This is a genomic window from Thiobacillus sp. SCN 63-57 (genome assembly GCF_001725555.1).
In the GTDB taxonomy this organism is placed as follows: domain Bacteria; phylum Pseudomonadota; class Gammaproteobacteria; order Burkholderiales; family Thiobacillaceae; genus Thiobacillus.
In genome coordinates, this window is record NZ_MEGP01000002.1 from 12,928 (window position 1) to 31,530 (window position 18,603).

Sequence of the window (18,603 nt, forward strand, 5' to 3'; positions counted from 1 at the left end):
GAGAACGGGCGTGATTTGCAAGGAATGTGGGGCCATGGTGAGCGAACTCGACAACGGGCACCTGCTCGCCTGCAGCGGCCTTACCTTGCAGGAATATGCATTACGTCACGCCTTGCCGCTCGACCTGCTGGTATCGCCGGACAGGATCGAGGCAGGCGCCGCGCAGGCGGAGCTCCCGCTCATGCCTGTCGCCGTACCTGACGAGACGGCACGGGCCGTGCTGGCCGGCTTGCGCCTGGCTGGCAAGGTCCATGATGCCGGATCGGTCTGTTTCGTCGAGGGCGAGGTCTCCTGGCTGGATCTGTTGTTCTGCGATCTGGCGCAACTCGCTCCCTACGGCTTCCGGTTTCACCAGGAATATCACTACGCGCCCGGCACTCATCGGGTCGTGGCGAAAAACCGCCTGGTGACGCAAAAGCGCAATCTGGTCGGCCCCTGGCTCCCCGCCAGGGTGCCTCCACCGGAACAGCGCCTGAAATATGCAACTTATCTGGCCCATGCAGCCGAACTGCATGCCGGATTTTTATTCCTGCCTTTCGCTTCGAACGACGAAGCCGAAGCGGCAACCGAATTCCTGTCGCGCGAATTGAACGTGCGCACCCGCCATCTGCTGGCTGCCGGCACGCCGCTGCTGCGCACGCTGACCAAGGCCGACACGACGCGCCTGCTGGACAGCCTGCGCGGCGAGCTCGAAGCCATGCCCGGCGTCTGGCCGCGCTTCCATCCGGATACCCCGGAGGTCACGGTGAGCAAGGAGGTCGTGTTCGATTCCGCCCACTTCCTCACCGACCATCCCGCCAAATGCAGCAACCTGCATGGCGGACGCTACGTCCTGCACGTCAAGGTACGCGGGCAGATCGACCCGATCACCGGCTGCGTACTGGATTACGGCTATCTCAAGCGCGTGGTCAACACCCGCGTGGTGGAGCGCTTCGACCACCACACCCTCAACTACGCCGGGCCGGAACTGGCCTGGCGCTCCACCACGGAATTGCTGAGCGTGTACATCTGGGAACAGCTCATCGATTTCCTGCCCGAACTGATCGAGCTGACCCTGTACGAAACGCCGCAGTCATGGTGCCAGTACAGCGGCCCCGATCTGGAAACCTGGCAGCGCCAGGGCAGCCAGCCGCTGCTGGGTCGATTTACCGATCCGGCCCTGGGACATTCGCCCTGGCGTCACTGGCTGCGGACGTGGGATGAGCAGCATGAAAAGCGTCAAGCTCAGGGCGACTGAGCCTGCCGTCGTGCAGGGCCGATGCCAGCAGGACACCGGCCGCCCCGGCCCGGGCCAATGCGGTCAAATCGTCAACCTGGCGCACGCCGCCCGCCGCATACAGGCGACAGGCGGTATTCAGGCGCTGCAACTGCGCCAGCCGGGCCAGATCGGGGCCGGCATCCATGCCGACGCGCGCCAGTGTCATGACGATCACCTCCGCCGGCCAGCGTTCGGGGTATTGCAGCAACGTGGCCGAACCGAGAAAATCGTCCCCCCGGAAATCCAGCGACAGCACACCCTGCGCCGGCCATGCGTCGCGTTCCGGAAGAACCGCCAGGCTCTCGCTGCCCAGCACCGGCCGTCCCCGACCCGCCGCCTGCCAGGCTTCGGCCGCCGCCGCATCGGAAAAGCCGCCATCCACCCAGAATTCGAGATCCGGATGCAATCGCTGCAGCCCCTCCACTACACTTCCGTGATTGCCCTGTCCCAGGATGGCGTCCAGGTCGGCGATATAGATCCGCCGGAACGGATACAGTGCAAGCAGCCCCGCCACCACCGCCTCGGGACGGCTGGAACTGCACAAGGCCGATTCCAGCGGCCGGTATTCGTCGCGCCGGCCGCCAAAAGCACGCACAACCTGTCCGTCCATCAGGTCGAGTACGGGGATGAGCGCTAGGGAGGCGGGCATGAAAGTGTTTGTTTTCGAGTATGTGACGGGAGGAGGATTCGCCAGTATGGCGCTGCCTGGGTTTTTACACGATGGCGAAGTCATGTGGCAAGCGCTGGTCGACGACTTGCGCGCCCTCGATGGCGTGGACGTGCTGACGCTGCGGGACTGCCGCCTGCCCCGGCCTGCCATGGACAAGGTGGAGATCATCGAGACGGAGGCCCATCGCTTCAGTGAGGATTACCGGCATTGCCTCTCGCTGTCGGATGCGGTATGGCCGGTCGCGCCGGAAGAGGCCGGGATACTCGAATCCCTGAACCAGGAAATCCTGACTGCAGGCAAGCGCCTCCTGGGCTGCCAGCCCGACGCCGTGCGCATTGCGGCCAGCAAACATGCCACCGCGCAACGACTGGGCCGCACGGGGATACCCGTGGTTCCCACGTTCACCTCGCCCTTCCCGATGACGACGAAAGGCCCGGTGGTGGCCAAGCCGGACGAGGGTGCCGGCTGCCAGGACACCCTGTATTTCTACAACCAGGCCTCAGCCGAGGAATGGGCGCTGGACGAAGGAAGCGCAGGATTTGTTTTTCAGCCGTTTCTTTCGGGCGAGCCGCTGTCCCTGTCCGTGTTGTGTCAGCCGGGCGGCTGCCAATTGCTGTCGGTCAACAGGCAGCACATCCGGCTGGAAGACGGCCAATTGCGCTTCCACGGCGTGACGCCCCACGCACTGCCCGATCCGGATGAGCGCTATGCCAGCCTGGCCCAGCGCGTGGTCTCCGCCATCCCCGGCCTGTGGGGGTATGTGGGGATCGACCTGATCGATACGGAAAGCGGGCCGGTGGTTCTGGAAGTGAATCCCCGCCTCACCGTCTCCTATGCCGGCCTGCACGCGATGCTGGGATTCAATCCTGCCGGGAAAGTCCTGGCCCTGCCGGACCATCCGCCCATGAGCGCGTTGCCGCCGGCCAACCTGACGAACGCTACGCGCGTAGCGCGCGCCCTATGAACGCGCCGACACGCATGCCGCCCAGGGATGAAGCCGTGATCGGATGGGATGTCGGCGGCGCGCATCTGAAGGCCGCACGGATCGAGCGCGACGGCACGGCCTCCGGCGTCTGGCTCGTGCCCTGCGCGCTATGGCGCGGTCTCGATCAACTGCACCAGGCCATCGACCGGATCGAGGCCACGATGCAGGCAAGCGATGCCTGCGTGCATGCCGTCACCATGACCGGAGAAATGGTCGACCTGTTCGAAACGCGGCAAGCCGGCGTGCAGGCCCTGGTCGCCCTGCTGAGCCAGCGCCTGGGCGCCGACCGGGTGCGTTTTTATGCCGGCGGCCAGGGCTGGTACGATGCCAGCCAGGCCAGCCAGGATGCCGGGCGCGTTGCCTCCGCCAACTGGCATGCCACGGCCCACCTGGTTTCGACCTGCATCAGCGAGGCCCTGTTGGTCGATATCGGTAGCACCACCACGGACCTGATTCCCATCCGGGACGGATCGGTGGCCACGCCCAGCAGCAGCGACCGCGACCGCCTGTCCGCCGGCGAACTGGTCTACACCGGCGTGGCCCGCACGTCGCTCATGGCCTTGGCAAGCGAAGCCCCGGTGGCCGGACAGTTCACGCCGCTGATGGCAGAGCATTTCGCGACCAGTGCGGATGTCTACCGGATCCTCGGCCTGCTCCCCGCACAAGCCGATCTGCATGACGCCGCGGACGGCGGTGCCAAGACCCCGTCAGCCAGCCGGGTGCGCCTCGCCCGCATGGTGGGGCGCGATGCCTGGGAGTTGCCCGACAAGGCCTGGGCCGAACTGGCGGCCTGGTTTGCGGATGCCCAGATGACCCGGATCGGGCGCGCGGTGCGGCAGATATTGTCGCGCGAGATGCTGGCCGCAAATGCCCCGCTGGTCATCGCAGGCGTCGGCGGATTCCTCGGCCCGCGGCTCGCTGCCCGGATCGAGCGACCGGTGATCAATTTCTCGCAGATTCTGGCCGCCCGCGCCCATCAGGATATGATTGACGGATGTGCCCCTGCCGTCGCGGTGGGACGGCTGCTCGCAACCCACCGCCACCCTCCAGGCCTCACGCCTGCGGACTTACCATGCGGATAAGCGCTCTACCTTATTGCCCCGACAGTGCCGAACGCTTCGAGGCCATCGCCGACGAACCCTGGTCGGTATTCCTCGACAGCGGACGGCCGCGTTCCACCATGGGACGCTTCGACATCCTGGCGGCGCGCCCCTATGTCACGCTGGTGACCCGGGGCGGCATGACCGAAATTCGTGAACGCGACCGGCCGACACTCTCCCCGGCGGACCCGTTCGAGCTGCTGCGCCGTTATCTCGCGGCGGACGGACACCCCACGGCCCTCCCGTTCGCGGGCGGTGCGATCGGCTATTTCGGCTACGACCTCGCGCGCCGCATCGAACAACTGCCCAGCCACGCGCGTGACGCCGAAGCCATCCCCGACATGGCAGTCGGCATCTACGACTGGGCCGTCATCGTCGATCATGCGCAACGCGCCAGCTGGCTCGTCGGCTCCGGGCGTGACGCCCGGACCGACGCCAGCTGGAACGAACTGATCGCCCTGTTCAGCGACACGCCGCACGCCACGGCACGGCGCCCTTTCCAGGTCGGGCCCGTCAGCTGCAACTTCACGCCCGACAGCTACCGCCAGGCATTCTCACGCATCCAGCATTACATCCGCGCAGGCGACTGCTACCAGGTCAACCTGGCCCAGCGCTTTGCCGCCGAAGTCAACGGCGACCACTGGCTGGGATACCAGACGCTGCGCCGCCTCAATCCGGCGCCCTATTCGGCCTATCTCAATTTCCCGGGTGCACGCATCCTCTCCTCCTCGCCAGAACGTTTTCTGGAAGTGAAGCAGGGACGGGTGGAGACCAAACCGATCAAAGGTACGCGCCCGCGCGCCGCCGCACCCGAAGCCGATTCGGCACTGGCCCGCGAACTGCGCGACAGCACCAAGGACCGCGCCGAGAACCTGATGATCGTCGACCTGCTGCGCAACGATCTGGGCAAGGTGTGCCAAGCGGGTTCGGTGGCCGTGCCCAAACTGTTCGAGGTCGAGAGTTTCGCGACCGTGCACCATCTGGTCAGCACGGTCACCGGCCGTCTCGGCAGGGACATCGACGCAGTGGGCCTGCTGCGCGCGGCCTTCCCGGGCGGCTCCATCACCGGCGCGCCAAAAATCCGTGCCATGGAAATCATCGAGGAGCTCGAGCCGAACCGTCGCGGCGTCTATTGCGGTGCCGTCGGCTGGCTGGGATTCAATGGCGACATGGACACCAATATCGCCATCCGCACGATGGTCAGCTCGGATCATTCGCTGCGTTTCTGGGCAGGTGGTGGCCTGGTCGCCGATTCCCGCGCAGACGACGAATATCAGGAATGCCTCGACAAGGCATCGGCCATGTTGAAACTGATGCGGGAATGCGGAGGCCATCTGGAAGACGGACAATGCTCCGGGTTGTGAAACTGGGCGGCAGCCTGTACCGCGTGCCCGAGCTCGCCCAGTGCCTCGACGCGCTGGCCGCCGCAGGCGGCGAAACCGTGCTGGTACCCGGCGGCGGCCCTTTTGCCGACGTCGTGCGCACAGTCCAGACGCATTCCGGGATCAGCGATGCCGCCGCACACCACATGGCCATCCTGGCCATGGAACAGTACGGCCTGATGCTGTGCGACCTGAACCCCAGCCTGGTTCCTGCCGACAGCCTGGGAAACATCGGCCATGCGTTGAGACAGGGGTTCACGCCCGTCTGGATGCCGGCCGAGATGTGCCGGCATGCGGCCGAGCTTCCTCAAAACTGGTCCGTCACATCCGATAGCCTGGCTGCGTGGCTGGCGATCCAGCTGTCAGCCGACAATCTCACGCTGGTCAAGTATGGACAGCCCACCGATACCGATCCCCTTGCGATGGCCGCGTCGGGCTGGGTGGACCAGGGCTTCCCCGCCTTTGCAAACGCATTCGACGGAAGCCTCAGGGTACTGGATTTCCATGGGGCCAGCACGATCTCGGCCTGGTTGCTCGAGCCGACCTGATCAGGGAGACACCGATGCTCAAGACACGCAACGGACTGGAACAGGGCAGTGTCAGGAACCTGCTGGTTTTCCTCTGCGCTTTGCCTGTCTGGGCGATTACCGCTGGGGCGACCGAGACGAGCCGCGATCCTGAAACCGGCCTGGAAAGCTGGCAGGTCGAGGCACGCGGCATCCAGCTTCGTCTGACGCAGATCAGCCCCGATCAGGCGCGGGCCTTCTATCAGGCGCGCGGCTTCACCCCGGAACAGGCGGAAGACTATGCGTCCAGCTGCGTCTTCATGACGGTCGTCCGCAATATCGGCACCCTTCCGATCGAACACCGCCTGGCCGACTGGCGCTACGTCGCCGGCGACGGCAAGGCTCGCGCCCTCCGCAGCAAGGCTGAATGGGATGCGGCCTGGGTCGACCACGGGGTCTCCGAGCCTGCCCGAATCGCATTTGCCTGGGCTCAGTTTCCCGCGACCCAGACTTTTCACGCGGGGGACTGGAATCAGGGCATGACCACCTACCAGCTTCCGCGCGGCAGCCGCTTCAACCTGATCGTCAACTGGCGCGCAGGTGACGCAGGGCGCAAAACAACACTCGAAAATGTGAGGTGTACGGATGAAATTCAGTAGCATGATGGGCGCCCTGCTCATGACAGTGGGCATGACGACCTTCGCGGCGGATCTGCCGGCCTTGTCCCACAGCCTGACCGAGCAGGCCGCGAAAACGCCGGCCCCGGTGCTGGCCCTGAAGGATCTCGATGGACAGTTGCACGACCTGGCCAGCCTCAAGGGCAAGGTCGTCCTGGTCAATTTCTGGGCGACCTGGTGCCCGCCCTGCCGCCGCGAAATGCCGTCCATGGACCGCCTTGCGCGCAAGCTGGCCGGCACACCGTTCGTCGCGCTGGCGGTGGACATCGGCGAAGATGCCGATACCATTCACACCTTCATCAGCCAGCTGGACGCGACGCCTTCGTTTCCCATCCTGCTCGATCCGCATGCCCGGATCATGCAAACCTGGAAAATCTCCGGTCTACCCACGACCTACCTGATCGACTCGCAGGGCCGTATCGCCTACAGTGCGGTAGGCGGCCGCGAATTCGACCATCCGGAAATCGAACGTCAGGTGCGTGCCCTGCTCAAACCCTAGGAGCCCCATGCCATTCGACCGGGAAAGCCTGGCCCTGCTGGACGAAGCCCTGGCCGTACTGGCGGACGGCTTCCGGCATCTTCCCGACGTCCCGCAGACCGTCGACCTCGCCCAGCTGCGCGAACCGCTGCTCGCCGCGGCCCACCGGCTGCAGGACAACGCGCCCTACCATCATCCGCTCTACGTCGGGCACATGCAGAAGCCGCCGCATCCCGTCGCGCGGCTGGCCTACACGCTGACCCTCTGGCTCAACCCGAACAATCACGCCTACGACGGCGGGCGCGCCAGTTCGATCATGGAGCAGGAAGCCATCGGCGAAATCGCGCGCATGGTCGGCTGGCCGGACAGCCAGGGGCATCTGTGCGGCGGTGGCACACTGGCCAATTTCGAAGCGCTCTGGGTCGCGCGCGAACAACATCCCGGCAAGGCCATTGCCGCTTCCAGCCAGGCGCACTACACCCACGAACGCCTGTCCGGCGTGCTCGGCGTACCGTTCCGTTCCATCGCGGCCGACGCGCGCGGACGCATGGATGCCGCTGCCCTGGAAGACGCCTTGCAGGACGGCACGATCGGCACGGTAGTCGTCACCCTGGGCACGACGGCAACCGGCGCCGTCGATCCGCTCGAACGGATCCTCGCCCTGCGCGCGCGCCACACGTTCCGGATTCATGTCGACGCCGCCTACGGCGGCTACTTCACACTGGCCGACAACCTGGACGCCGAAACCCGGCAGGCGTTCGACTGCGTTGCGCAGGCCGACTCCCTTGCCATCGACCCCCACAAGCACGGGCTCCAGCCCTACGGCTGCGGCTGCGTGCTGTTCCGCGACCCCGCCGTCAGGCACCACTACCGCCACGACTCGCCCTACACCTACCTGAGCTCGGACGACCCGCATCTGGGCGAAATTTCCCTGGAATGCTCCCGTCCAGGTGCCGTGGCCGTCGCGCTGTGGGCCACCCAGCGCCTGCTGCCGCTGGTGTCCGGCGGAACCTTCGCGCAAGATCTGGCGGCCGGCCGCATGGCCGCCCTGACCCTGCATGGTGCCCTGGCTGGCGACGCGCGTTTCGCCCCGCTCTTTCCGCCCCAGCTCGACATCGTCGTCTGGGCCGTCCGGGCCGACACCGCCAGTCAGGCATCCCTGCGCGCGCGCGCCTTGCATGCCGCCGCCAGGGAACACGACCTGCATCTGGCGCTCGTCACCCTGCCCAAGGCCATGCTGGAAGTCTGTACACCGGTACGAACCTGGGATACCGACACGCTGACCTGTCTGCGCGCCTGTGTCATGAAACCCGAGCACCGTGAATGGATGGACGAGATATTGGCACGCCTGGATACGGCTGCTGCGCTTGCCGGGTAAATGCGTTATCGCGCTTCGGCGCTTCGGCTCTCCCGTCGCCGCTCTCGAACCGCCATGAGCCCGTCACATTCGGGCATGCGATGATCCACAACTAACGAGACGAGTCATTTCCAGCGCGTGTATCGACTTGGGTCGCCCGTCTGATCCCTGCTTTTTCAAATCACCTGTTTCGCTTGGGTGATTGGGATCCCCTGCAGATTTCATTCAGGCATGCGCACTTTCAAGAATCCGCATGGTCAGGCTTAATATATCGCTCATTTAAGGATCGGGTATGACCCTCGTCAAGACAGCCCTATTTTTGCTAATACTCGCCATCTTTGGCGCCGGCGTATTCATATGGTCAGGCACCTACAATCCTGGCGCCGACAGTCCCCACTGGAAAATCACCTACACGCTGATGCAAACCGCGCGCGATCGTTCCGTCGAACACCATGCCTCCGCCGTCGCGCTGCCCACCAACCTAGATGATCCAGACGTGATCCTGAAAGGTGCGGGCCAATACGCCGCAATGTGCACCAGTTGCCATCTGGCACCAGGAATGCGGGATACCGAACTGCGTCCCGGCCTGTATCCCAAACCGCCCAATCTGAGCAAAGGCAGCGTAGAACCCCGGGAGGCCTTCTGGGTCATCAAGCACGGCCTCAAGATGAGCGCGATGCCGGCCTGGGGAATGAGTCATGACGATCCGACGATCTGGAGCATGGTCGCCTTCCTGAGGAAACTACCCGCCATGACCCCGGCGCAATACAAGGAGATGGTCGCCAAGGCCCCGCCAGATGATGATATGGAGTCGGGCGGGGACGGCTCCGATGGTCACGCCCATGGCGACCACTCGCATGTCCACGAGTGAGCGATCCGGCTCACGTGCTTGCCAACGCCTGGTCGAGCTGTGGTTTCTGTTGGGCGAATGTTCCATAAAAAAACGACGCGCCAATGACCGTGATGGGGGCGACCCGAACCCCATAGCGTGACTTGGCTTCATCGGCCACGCCCGGGGCGGTAATGTCCCGCTCTTCAAACGGGACGCCGCGATCCGCGAGATAGCGCTTGACCGCGGCACAATCGGGACATCCCGGGCTGGTGTAGACGATGACTTGCCCGTTGCCGGAACGAGTGCCGGTCATGGCCTGGATGTCACGGACAGGCCCATGATCAGCCGGGCAAGCTGCGTTGCCTGGGCATCGCTGGCCAACCCCGGCGGCATGCGGCCAAAGCCGTGTGCTATGTGCATGGCGAGCAGGTTCTCCGCATCCGCCCGACTTGAATAGTTGGTCGCGATCGACTCGAAGGAGGGGCCGAAGCTCGCCCCCGACACCACATGGCATTGCAGGCAGGCCGGGTTGTGTTCATGGATGTAGCCCAGCAGCGCCTTGGCGCGGGTCGGATTCACCTGGCCGGGAGAAGCCTCCTCAGGACTGCCTGGAGATCCCATCATGCCGGGCCCCATCATGCCTACGCCCATGCCTCCCGCTTCGGCCAGCCGGGGGCCGGCAAGGCATGTCAAGCCGGTGAACGCCACAACCAAGCCAAAAACCATCGCTTCACGTGAATAGCGCATGAAACCTCCTCATCGAAAATCGTATTGCAATAACGACCCAACGACCTGCCAAAGACAACGCATCCAACCAGGATCAGGCATGGGCTCCTTGGGATGTCCAAGGGTACGCTCAAACCGATTGGCGTGCCCGCAGCACCTTGATCTGGAACAGCGTGTTGCGTTCGTCCTCTTCGAGTGCGGCACGGATGTGTTGTACGGTCGCCTGATAGCGCGGGATGATGTTGTATTTCAAGGCATTGACCCGCTTCTGCGTCTTGCGGCTGGCGGCGAGCAACCGCCACAGCGCGTTTTCCGCCTCGCCCAGTCGCGCCAGCGTCACGGTCAGTTCGCGCAGGCGGATACGCGCCTCGTCGAAGCTGACGTCGGTCCACATCAAGCCGACCGGCTGCAAGGGCAACGGCTCGGCCGACACGCTGGGATATTCCACACCGACGCTGGAACGCGCCACCACCTTGATCGCCACCGCCGGCTTCAATCCGACCGACGCCTGGCGCAGCATCTGCTCGCCCATGCGCATCTGCACGATACCGAGCCAGCGGTAGGCTTCGGCAAGTTCGCGCTGGGTCTGCGCGCGCAACTCGCGATATTGCGCCAGCCGTTCATAGACCAGCCGGGTCAGCAGATCGCGTTTCTTTTCCAGCATCTGCCGGCCCTGCTCCAGGAAACGCGCCTGCCTGCCGACCTGCAGCAACGCGCTTTTCGTGGGGGGGACGGGAAGGCGCTTCTTCATGCGCCGTCCTTCCGGACGGCAGGTACAAGATTCAAGTTGCAAGTTGCAAGAAGGACGCAATCCATTGCTTTTCCTTGTAACTTGTAACTTGCACCTTGCATCTGTTTCACGCCGTCCCCTTGTGATACTTCGCCAGTTCCTCTTCCGACACCCGGATCAGCGATTCCGGCGGCAGCAGGGAAAGCAGGTCCCAGGCGAGGTTGAGCGTTTCATGGATACTGCGGTCTTCGTCCTCGCCCTGGTTGATGAAGCGCCGCTCGAAGGCGTCGGCGAACGCCAGGGTGCGGCGATCGGCGTCGGAGAGTTCTTCGGCACCGATGATGGCGGCCAGCCCCCGCACTTCCAGCGCCTTGGCGTAGCTGGCGAACAACTGGCTGGCGACGTGGGGGTGATCTTCGCGGGTGAAATTCTTGCCGATGCCGTCCTTCATCAGGCGGGAAAGCGACGGCAGCACGGTCACTGGCGGATACACGCCCTGGTTGGCGAGCTCGCGCCCGAGCACGATCTGGCCTTCCGTGATGTAGCCGGTGAGGTCGGGAATCGGATGAGTGATGTCATCCGACGGCATCGACAGCACCGGGATCATGGTGATCGAGCCGCGCCGGTTCTTGATGCGTCCCGCGCGTTCGTAGATTTCCGCGAGATCGGAATACAGATAGCCGGGGTAGCCCTTGCGCGCCGGCACGTCGCCGCGCAGCACCGCGACTTCCCGCAACGCTTCCGCATAGGCGGTCATGTCGGTCATCACTACCAGCACGTGATAGTCGAGGTCGAAGGCGAGGTATTCGGCGGCGGTGAGCGCCGCGCGCGGCGTCAGCAGGCGTTCGATCACCGGCTCGTCGGCGAGGTTGAGAAACATCACCACCTTGTTGAGCACCCCGCTTTCCTCGAAGCTTTCCTGGAAGAAGCGGGCGTCGGCGTGCGAGGCGCCGAAGGCGGCGAACACCACCACGAACTCGGCGGCTTCTTCGCCCAGCAGTTTGGCCTGGCGTACGATCTGCGCCGCCACCCGGTTGTGCGGCAAGCCGCCGCCGGAAAAGATCGGCAGTTTCTGGCCGCGTGTCAGCGAATTCATGCCATCGATGGCCGAGATGCCGGTCTGGATGAATTCGCGCGGGTAGGCACGCGCCGCCGGGTTGAGCGGCTCGCCATTGATGTCGCGACGGTCGGCGGAAATGACGGGCGGGCGCCCGTCGCATGGCCGGCCGGAGCCGTTGAACACGCGGCCGAGCATGTCGCGCGACACGGGCAACTTGTAGGGTTCCTCCAGGAAACGTACCCAGGTTCGTTCCAGATCGAGTGCATCGGTCCCTTCGAACACTTCCACCAGCACGGCATCGTTGGCGCTGCGGATGACCAGGCCGGAACGCACACGGCCGGCATGGTCGCGCAGTTGCACGCGCGAGCCGGCCGCCACACCGGGCACGCCGGCCATGACGACGAGCCCTCCCTGGGCGGAGGCGGCGGTACGGAATTCGATGTTCTTCATGGCCGGATCTCTTCCATCGCCGAAGACGGGGCAGCGGGCGCATATTCCAGCAACAACGGCTCGAAGGCCGCCGGGATCGCAGCGATCTTCACCTTCAACGCGTCGAGGTCGTCCGAGCTGTGCTGACTCTTCCAGCGTCGCGCCTGGGCCAGCAGCGGCATCTGGATCAGGCGCCGGGCCGGCGCGCCGAGCTTCACCAGTTTCATGCCCTGACGATGGATGTCGAGCAATGCCGTCAGCAGCGCGAACTGCTTCTCGGGCGAGGCGAAGCTGTCGACCTCGTCGGTGGCGGCCTGCTGCAGCAAGCCTTCCTTGATCAAACTGGCGGCTTCCAGCGTCCAGCGCTGCTCGGACGACAGCGCCTCGACACCGACCAGGTTGACGATGCGTTGCAGTTCCTCGGAGGCGGCGAGCAGATCCAGCGCGGCGGCACGCGCGGCTTCCCAACCCGGATCGATGTTGTCCGCCCACCACTTCGCAGCGGAGTTTACATAGCCCGAAAAGCTTTCCAGCCAGTCCACGGCCGGGTAATGGCGGGCATCGGCCAGTTCCTTCGACAGCGCCCAGAAGGTCTGGATGATTTCCTTGGTATGGCTGGTCACTGGTTCCGAGAAGTCACCGCCCGGCGGCGACACCGCGCCGATCAGCGTAACCGAGCCATGGTCGCCGGCGAGGGTTTCCACGCGTCCGGCACGCTCGTAAAAAGCCGCCAGCCGCGAACCGAGGTAGGCCGGGTAGCCCTCTTCGACCGGCATCTGGCCCAGCCGGCCGGCAACCTCGCGCAATGCCTCGGCCCAGCGGCTGGTGGAATCAGCCACCATCACCACGTCGTAGCCCTGGTCGCGGAAATATTCCGCAAGCGTGATGCCGACATAGATCGAGGCCTCGCGCGCCACCACCGGCATGTTGGAGGTGTTGGCCACCAGCAGGGTGCGTTCCATCAGCGGGCGGCCGGTGTGCGGATCCGTCAGCGTGGGCATGGATTCGAGCACGTCGGTCAGTTCGTTGCCGCGTTCGCCGCAGCCGACATAAATGACGATCTGGGCGTTGCACCAGCGTGCGACCTGGTGCTGCAGCATGGTCTTGCCGGCGCCGAACGGACCCGGAATCGCCGCCTTGCCGCCCTTCAGCAAGGGGTAGAAGGTGTCGAGGATGCGCTGTCCCGTGATCAGCGGCGCGACGGCATGGTCGCGCTGCCTGAACGGGCGCGGCGTGCGTACTGGCCAGCGATGGAACAGGTGCAGTTTCTCGATGCGGCCGTCGGCGAGTCTCACCCGGCCGATCACGTCCTCCACGGTGTGTTCGCCTTCCGGCGCCAGTTCCAGCAATTCGCCCTGAACCCGCGGCGGGACCAGGATACGGTGCTGGATCGACTCGGTTTCCTGCACCGTACCCAGCACCTCGCCGCCGGCCAATGGCATGCCGGCACGGCGCCCGGGATCCGGCACAAAATGCCAGCGCCGGCCGCGCGGCAGCGACGCCACCGCGACGCCGCGGGCGATGCGATCGCCACTCTGTTCCCACATCGCCTGCAAGGGGCGCTGCACGCCGTCGAAAATGCCGCCCAGCAAGCCTGGCCCGAGTTCCACCGACAGCGGCCAACCCAGGCCTCCCGCTTCTTCGCCCGGACACAGCCCGGCAGTGTCTTCGTACAACTGTGCCAGCGCCGTATTGCCGTCGCGGCTGATGACTTCGCCTACCAGGCCCAGGCGGCCGACCCGCACCTGCTCGCCGAGCACCGTCTGCGGCAGGTCGAGTTTGACCAGGGGGCCGTTGATCTCGAGAATTTTGCCCATATTCGCTATCCGTGAATCAGCGTGCCAAGGTCAGGCGCGCTGGCGAACAGGCGTTCCATCGTCACGCGTGCCAGTTCGTCGGCCAGGCGCGCGTGGCGGGCTTCGACCGTCTGGTCGTATTGGGCGCGATTGTCGGCCAGCCTTACCCGGATGCCGCCTTCGCTGGGTTGTCCGTGCGTGGCGAGCGTCACGCTACGCCCCGGCGCAGCACGCGCGCGCATTTCATTCCACCGCGGCGCCAGGCGCTTTTCGTCTTCGGGCCGGACTTCCGCCACCAGATCGCCCGGTGGCAGGGCTTGCGCCGCCGCCGCCAGCCAGGCTTCGAGCACATCCAGATAACGCGTTTCGTCCTGCACCAGATGCCGGAAAGCGATCCTGACCTCCGCCAGCGCGGACTCCGTGAGCGCCCAGCGCAGCCGGTCGAGTTCGGCTGCCAGCCGCGTTTCCGCCGCCTGGCCTTGCCGCCGCACCAGCCGCTCAGCCTCGACCTTGGCGCCCAGCACTTCGTGCTCGCCGGCTAGTTTCAGCTTCTCGGCCGACTCGGCAAGCATGCGCGCGCGCGCCGATTCGGCATTCTGCAAAAGTTCGCGCGCCAGCGTCCCGGCCTGCTGCTGCAGCGCCTGCTCGAGTTGGGAGACCTGCACATCGGCTTCCATTTTTTCTCCATATTCATGAACTTGAGTAACAAGTTTCACGTTGCAAGTTACAAGATTGGTTGCCAGCTTTTCCTTGTAACTTGTAACGCGTATCTTGCAACTTGCATCTACTTCAGCGCGTCCGGCCCGAGGACAGCCCGCACCACGTCGTCGACCGCCGGCGCATAATCCTGGGGCGAGGGCAAGGGCGGCAGTTCGGTAATGACGATGCGCCCGCCTTCGTTGCGCAGGCGATTGAGCCAAGGGCCGCCGGCATGGGCCAGCGGCGTCTCCAGCAGTACCAATGCCGCCTCGCCGCTCCGCACCAGCTGCTCCAGCACCGTTTCCACGGTGGCCGGTTCGGCATCGGCATACACGTCGGCGCCGATCAGGCTGAAGCCGTCGGCGAGGCCGGCGCTGCCCAATACAACCAGACGCGCGCTATCGGGCGGGCTGCCGGTTCCTGGCGGCATCGGCTCAGAGCTTGCCGAGCAGCAGGATCGACATGACCAGGCCGTAGATCGCGATCCCTTCGGCCAGTCCCATGTAAACCAGGGTGCGGCCGAACATTTCCGGCTTTTCGGCGATCACCGCCAGCGATGCGGAACCGATCGGCCCCAGTGCCATCGCCGCGGCAATGGCAGCCAGCCCCGTCGGCAGGCCGATGCCGAGCAGGGCCAGCCCCTGCCCCAAGGTGATCTCGCGCGCGGCCGTCGCAGCCGTTTCGGCCGCCATGACCTCCTGCACGCCCATCAGCAGGACGCCTGCAACGCCCAGGCCGAACAGCGCCAGGTTGGCCAGCAGCCCTCCCTTGAGCCAGCCCGCGGATACGCGGCGCGGCTTCAGCATCAACCAGATTCCCACGCCCAGCGTGGCCGCCACCGGCACCCCCATCAATGCAATCACCCAGGTCATGTTTTCTCCTTTTTCGGTAAACGGTGAGCGGTAAGCGGTGAGTAGTGAGTGGAGACCGTCTCACTGCTTACCGCTCACTGCTCACCCCTCACGCCTTCTCGATTCGCAACGGCACGAACGCCCTCCCATCTCCGCTGAAGAAGCGTGAGAATCCCTCGTAATACATCAGGCGCAGCGCCTGGATCGCAACAATGCCGCCTTCCAGCACGACGATGACGACATTGCCCAGTACAAGCGTGACGCCGTGGCCGACCATGCCGAGGCCGTGCGCCAGGGTGAAGACCGCCAGCGCCAGTGCCACATGGTTGAGGCTGAAGGCTGCCACGCGCATGAATGACAGCGTATTCGAAAACAGGTTGATCGCGGTTTCCAGCGTTTCGATGAACGTGACCAGCAGGCGCTCGCCCAGCCCCGCTCGGGTTTCATGCCACTTGAACGCCGCCACCCCGGCGATTCCCAGCCCGGCCAGTATCCCGGCTGTTTGCGCAACATCCGCCACGCGGGCCAGACTCGCCAGGATGCCAACGGCGCCGAGATAGAACGCCAGGCCGGCGAGGCCGCTGGAATCGAACAAGGCCTCGCCGCCCCGTCCGGCCGCCCATTTGTTGCGTACGTTGACCAGCAGCGTGAACACGATGAACCCGACGCCGAACGTCACCGCTATCGTCAGCACGCGGATCGGATCGTGCAACGGCGACAACCAGCGCGGCGAGACGATGTCCTCGTAGCCGAAGACGCTGCCGTAGAAAAAACCGAACAGCATCGACACGGCGCCAGCGGCCACGCCTATCCAGGCCATCTGGCCGAGGCGCCGCGCGAATGCCAACGCCAGCAGCAGGATCGCCGCACCGTGGCCGATGTCGCCGAACATGGCGCCGAACAGCAGCAGGTAAGTAACGGCGAACGGCAACGCCGGGTCGAACTCGCCGTAGCGCGGGACCCCGTAGCTTTTCACCAGCGGCACGAAGGGCTTGAGCCAGCCCGGATAGCGCACCAGCGACGGCACCTCGGCCGCGTCGCCGGCAGCGAGCTCACGCGGGTCGAGCCAGTAGCGGCCATGCAGGCGCGCGTCCAGCGTTTCTCGCAATTCATCCAGCTGTCGGCGCGGGATCCAGCCCGACAACGCAGCCAACCCACCGCGGCCGAGTATGCCTGCCTGTGCGGCCTCGGCCAATGGACGCGCCAGGGCCAGGCGCAAGCGTGCTTCATGCAGGCGCGGACCGAATTGTTCGCGCAGTCCGTCCCGGATCTGGCAGGCCGCGCCGGTTTGCGCGTTCAAGCGGATGCGTTCGGCCTCCAGCCAGGCGCGTGCCGCCTGCGGATGGGTACGCAGTTCGTCCGGTACCGGCAGTTCGCGCCAGCCCGCCTGAGCCAGCAGGCCGCGAACTTCGTTCCGGCGCGTGCGCGGTCCGGCAATCACCGCGAACACCTGTTCGCCTGCCTGATCGAAACGCGACACCAGGTACCCGGTCATGGACAAGGCTTCGGTCACCCGTTTGAGTTCCGCCGCCGGCAAACTGCCGATGCTCGCCGACAGCAGACTGTCGGGACGCAGCAGGTATGCCAGGTTCACATTCAGCCCTTCCAGCTTGGCCAGCGTGTCCTCCAGCGCACCAAGATGACTGCGCGCATCCTCGATCCTCGCCTCGTTCTCATGGCAATCGAGGCAATCTTTCCACACGTCTTTCAGCCAATGGTTCAGTTCCTGCAGATCGGCGAGCGACGGCGCTTCGGCATCCGCCGGTGGATTCAGGGGGCCGGTGTCGCCGCATTCCTCCTGCAGCTTGGACAGGCGGGCCTCCGCCTCGAGCCAGGCTTCGCGATACGCGGCCGCAGGCGATTCCGCAAACGCGGTCTCCCTGCACGGCGCCGGATTGAACACGCCGAAGCGGGCCAGCGCCAGGGCGGCATCCTGCGCTTCGGACGCCAACACCAGCAATTGAATTCTGAGCAGGGGTTCGGCGCGCAGCATCAGTTGAGCTCGGCAGGCGCGCGTCGCAGTGCCAGCCGGATATCGTCGTCGGGCAAGCCGAGATGGCGCCCGCGCAGTACCGCACGGACGGCGCGCAGGTCACGTTCGCGCAGGATCAGGTAGGCGAACGCGCGGGCGATGCCGGGCGCGCGGGAACGCAGCACCCGCAAGGCCTGTTCGGCGGCGACGTGCTCCATGCGCGCGAAGACATCGGGCACGTCCGTCGCGCCCGCCAGACGGGCCTGCCACGCGGCAGGCAGCGCGGCCAGTACGACCTCCAGGCTGTCCTGCGCAGCGAGATCCCGTAGCCGCGCGCCGGACAAGTTGTAATGCGACGCCACCAACAGGTAATACACCTCGGCAGGCGGTAATCCGTAGTTGAAGCGGTAGCGCAACAGCCAGACCAGGTTGATGCGGTCGATGAGATTGGCCATGAGACTGCGGAACGGCGCACCCACCGCCTCTTCAATCGGCTGGGCGTGCTGGACCAGGCCTTCGTAGTAGCCGCGATCGAGCGCGGCATCGAGGCTGAACGGATCGTGGCTTTGTTCGAACGCGCGCCGCGCGCGACGCACGATGCCGGCATAGGGACCGGCCTCCAGGCGGCGCAACAATTCGCCGATATCCTCGGCGTGCGCCAGGTCCTGGTTGTCCAGACGGCCGAATGTCCCCATTGGAATCAGCCGGGCGAGGACGGCCGCGGGACGCTCGTTGGTCATCTTGCTGCGCAGCAGGGTCTTTACGTTGGACATCTCGAAACGCGCCGTCCAGAAGGTCAGGAACGCACGCGCCGCCCCGGACTGGGGCCGGACCAGTATGCGCGTCTCGTCCAGGATCTGGGCGATGATGCGTTGTTCCAGCGAGCGGGAATCCTGGGACCCGCCGGTCCGGTCGTAACCCGTTGCCAGTTGCGGCAACCCGTGTCCGATCAGCCTTTCCGCCACGGTGCCAGCCGGCGCGTCGATCAGCGCCGTCAGGGCATCGTCCGGCCACAGGCGGCCGGCATACAGGCTGACGCGGGTATCGAGGTAGGCGGACATGTCAGCGGGGTCGGTGTGATTCAGGGAGCCCTGT

Annotated in this window: 20 protein-coding genes; 9 read left to right on the plus strand and 11 right to left on the minus strand. The window is 65.3% G+C overall.

Annotated elements, in window-relative coordinates:
- Nucleotides 1-34 precede the first annotated feature (34 nt).
- The gene (locus ABT23_RS00685; protein WP_296629743.1) at nucleotides 35-1,237 is read left to right on the plus strand and encodes a 6-carboxytetrahydropterin synthase; all 1,203 of its coding nucleotides are present in this window, start codon (nucleotides 35-37) and stop codon (nucleotides 1,235-1,237) included.
- On the opposite strand, the gene ABT23_RS00690 is transcribed toward ABT23_RS00685, so the two are convergent.
- On the minus strand, nucleotides 1,146-1,907 hold the full coding sequence (locus tag ABT23_RS00690; RefSeq protein WP_296629745.1) for a HisA/HisF-related TIM barrel protein: 762 nt from the start codon (nucleotides 1,905-1,907) through the stop codon (nucleotides 1,146-1,148). The genes ABT23_RS00685 and ABT23_RS00690 overlap by 92 nt on opposite strands.
- Between ABT23_RS00690 and ABT23_RS00695 the strand changes: the two genes are divergently transcribed.
- From ABT23_RS00695 to ABT23_RS00730, 8 genes are all read left to right on the plus strand, one after another.
- Entirely contained in the window at nucleotides 1,906-2,892 is a 987-nt protein-coding gene (locus ABT23_RS00695; RefSeq protein WP_296629748.1) for an ATP-grasp domain-containing protein, read from the plus strand. The genes ABT23_RS00690 and ABT23_RS00695 overlap by 2 nt on opposite strands.
- Nucleotides 2,889-3,995 carry a hydantoinase/oxoprolinase family protein gene (locus tag ABT23_RS00700; RefSeq protein WP_296629751.1) on the plus strand — a complete coding sequence of 369 codons (1,107 nt, stop codon included), beginning with the start codon at nucleotides 2,889-2,891 and terminating at the stop codon, nucleotides 3,993-3,995. Before ABT23_RS00695 ends, ABT23_RS00700 begins: the two co-directional genes overlap by 4 nt.
- Complete coding sequence (gene pabB, locus ABT23_RS00705; RefSeq protein WP_296629755.1) at nucleotides 3,986-5,377, plus strand: aminodeoxychorismate synthase component I; 1,392 nt, start codon at nucleotides 3,986-3,988, stop codon at nucleotides 5,375-5,377. The genes ABT23_RS00700 and pabB overlap by 10 nt, the downstream gene beginning before the upstream one ends.
- Nucleotides 5,362-5,943: an aspartate/glutamate/uridylate kinase gene (locus ABT23_RS00710; protein WP_296629757.1), complete on the plus strand. Its 582-nt coding sequence runs from the start codon at nucleotides 5,362-5,364 to the stop codon at nucleotides 5,941-5,943. Before pabB ends, ABT23_RS00710 begins: the two co-directional genes overlap by 16 nt.
- 14 nt (nucleotides 5,944-5,957) lie before the next feature.
- Nucleotides 5,958-6,560, plus strand: coding sequence for a hypothetical protein (locus ABT23_RS00715; RefSeq protein WP_296629759.1), 603 nt, complete (start codon nucleotides 5,958-5,960; stop codon nucleotides 6,558-6,560).
- Complete coding sequence (locus ABT23_RS00720; protein ID WP_296629760.1) at nucleotides 6,547-7,077, plus strand: TlpA disulfide reductase family protein; 531 nt, start codon at nucleotides 6,547-6,549, stop codon at nucleotides 7,075-7,077. The genes ABT23_RS00715 and ABT23_RS00720 overlap by 14 nt, the downstream gene beginning before the upstream one ends.
- A gap of 7 nt (nucleotides 7,078-7,084) precedes the next feature.
- Complete coding sequence (locus ABT23_RS00725; RefSeq protein WP_296629761.1) at nucleotides 7,085-8,434, plus strand: aminotransferase class I/II-fold pyridoxal phosphate-dependent enzyme; 1,350 nt, start codon at nucleotides 7,085-7,087, stop codon at nucleotides 8,432-8,434.
- A gap of 271 nt (nucleotides 8,435-8,705) precedes the next feature.
- Nucleotides 8,706-9,284: a cytochrome c gene (locus ABT23_RS00730; RefSeq protein WP_296629763.1), complete on the plus strand. Its 579-nt coding sequence runs from the start codon at nucleotides 8,706-8,708 to the stop codon at nucleotides 9,282-9,284.
- A 10-nt stretch (nucleotides 9,285-9,294) separates the two neighbouring features.
- Here the strand turns inward: ABT23_RS00730 and ABT23_RS00735 are convergent, their stop codons facing one another.
- The 10 genes from ABT23_RS00735 to ABT23_RS00780 form a co-directional block, all read right to left on the minus strand.
- On the minus strand, nucleotides 9,295-9,558 hold the full coding sequence (locus tag ABT23_RS00735) for a glutaredoxin family protein (RefSeq protein ID WP_296629765.1): 264 nt from the start codon (nucleotides 9,556-9,558) through the stop codon (nucleotides 9,295-9,297).
- Nucleotides 9,555-9,992, minus strand: coding sequence for a hypothetical protein (locus ABT23_RS00740; RefSeq protein ID WP_296629766.1), 438 nt, complete (start codon nucleotides 9,990-9,992; stop codon nucleotides 9,555-9,557). Before ABT23_RS00740 ends, ABT23_RS00735 begins: the two co-directional genes overlap by 4 nt.
- Nucleotides 9,993-10,101: 109 nt before the next feature.
- Complete coding sequence (locus ABT23_RS00745) at nucleotides 10,102-10,722, minus strand: V-type ATP synthase subunit D (protein WP_296629768.1); 621 nt, start codon at nucleotides 10,720-10,722, stop codon at nucleotides 10,102-10,104.
- A gap of 106 nt (nucleotides 10,723-10,828) precedes the next feature.
- Complete coding sequence (locus ABT23_RS00750) at nucleotides 10,829-12,211, minus strand: V-type ATP synthase subunit B (protein WP_296629770.1); 1,383 nt, start codon at nucleotides 12,209-12,211, stop codon at nucleotides 10,829-10,831.
- Nucleotides 12,208-14,007, minus strand: coding sequence for a V-type ATP synthase subunit A (locus tag ABT23_RS00755; protein WP_296629771.1), 1,800 nt, complete (start codon nucleotides 14,005-14,007; stop codon nucleotides 12,208-12,210). The genes ABT23_RS00750 and ABT23_RS00755 overlap by 4 nt, the downstream gene beginning before the upstream one ends.
- A gap of 5 nt (nucleotides 14,008-14,012) precedes the next feature.
- Nucleotides 14,013-14,663, minus strand: a complete 651-nt coding sequence (locus ABT23_RS00760; RefSeq protein WP_296629772.1) for a hypothetical protein — start codon at nucleotides 14,661-14,663, stop codon at nucleotides 14,013-14,015.
- Nucleotides 14,664-14,770: 107 nt separating this feature from the next.
- Nucleotides 14,771-15,115: a V-type ATP synthase subunit F gene (locus ABT23_RS00765; RefSeq protein ID WP_296629773.1), complete on the minus strand. Its 345-nt coding sequence runs from the start codon at nucleotides 15,113-15,115 to the stop codon at nucleotides 14,771-14,773.
- A gap of 4 nt (nucleotides 15,116-15,119) precedes the next feature.
- The gene (locus ABT23_RS00770) at nucleotides 15,120-15,557 is read right to left on the minus strand and encodes an ATP synthase subunit C (protein ID WP_296629774.1); all 438 of its coding nucleotides are present in this window, start codon (nucleotides 15,555-15,557) and stop codon (nucleotides 15,120-15,122) included.
- A gap of 88 nt (nucleotides 15,558-15,645) precedes the next feature.
- Nucleotides 15,646-17,529, minus strand: coding sequence for a V-type ATPase 116kDa subunit family protein (locus ABT23_RS00775; protein ID WP_296629776.1), 1,884 nt, complete (start codon nucleotides 17,527-17,529; stop codon nucleotides 15,646-15,648).
- A complete protein-coding gene (locus ABT23_RS00780; protein ID WP_296629778.1) occupies nucleotides 17,529-18,569 on the minus strand; it encodes a V-type ATPase subunit in 1,041 nt (346 codons plus the stop codon). The genes ABT23_RS00775 and ABT23_RS00780 overlap by 1 nt, the downstream gene beginning before the upstream one ends.
- Between the last annotated feature and the right edge of the window lie 34 nt (nucleotides 18,570-18,603).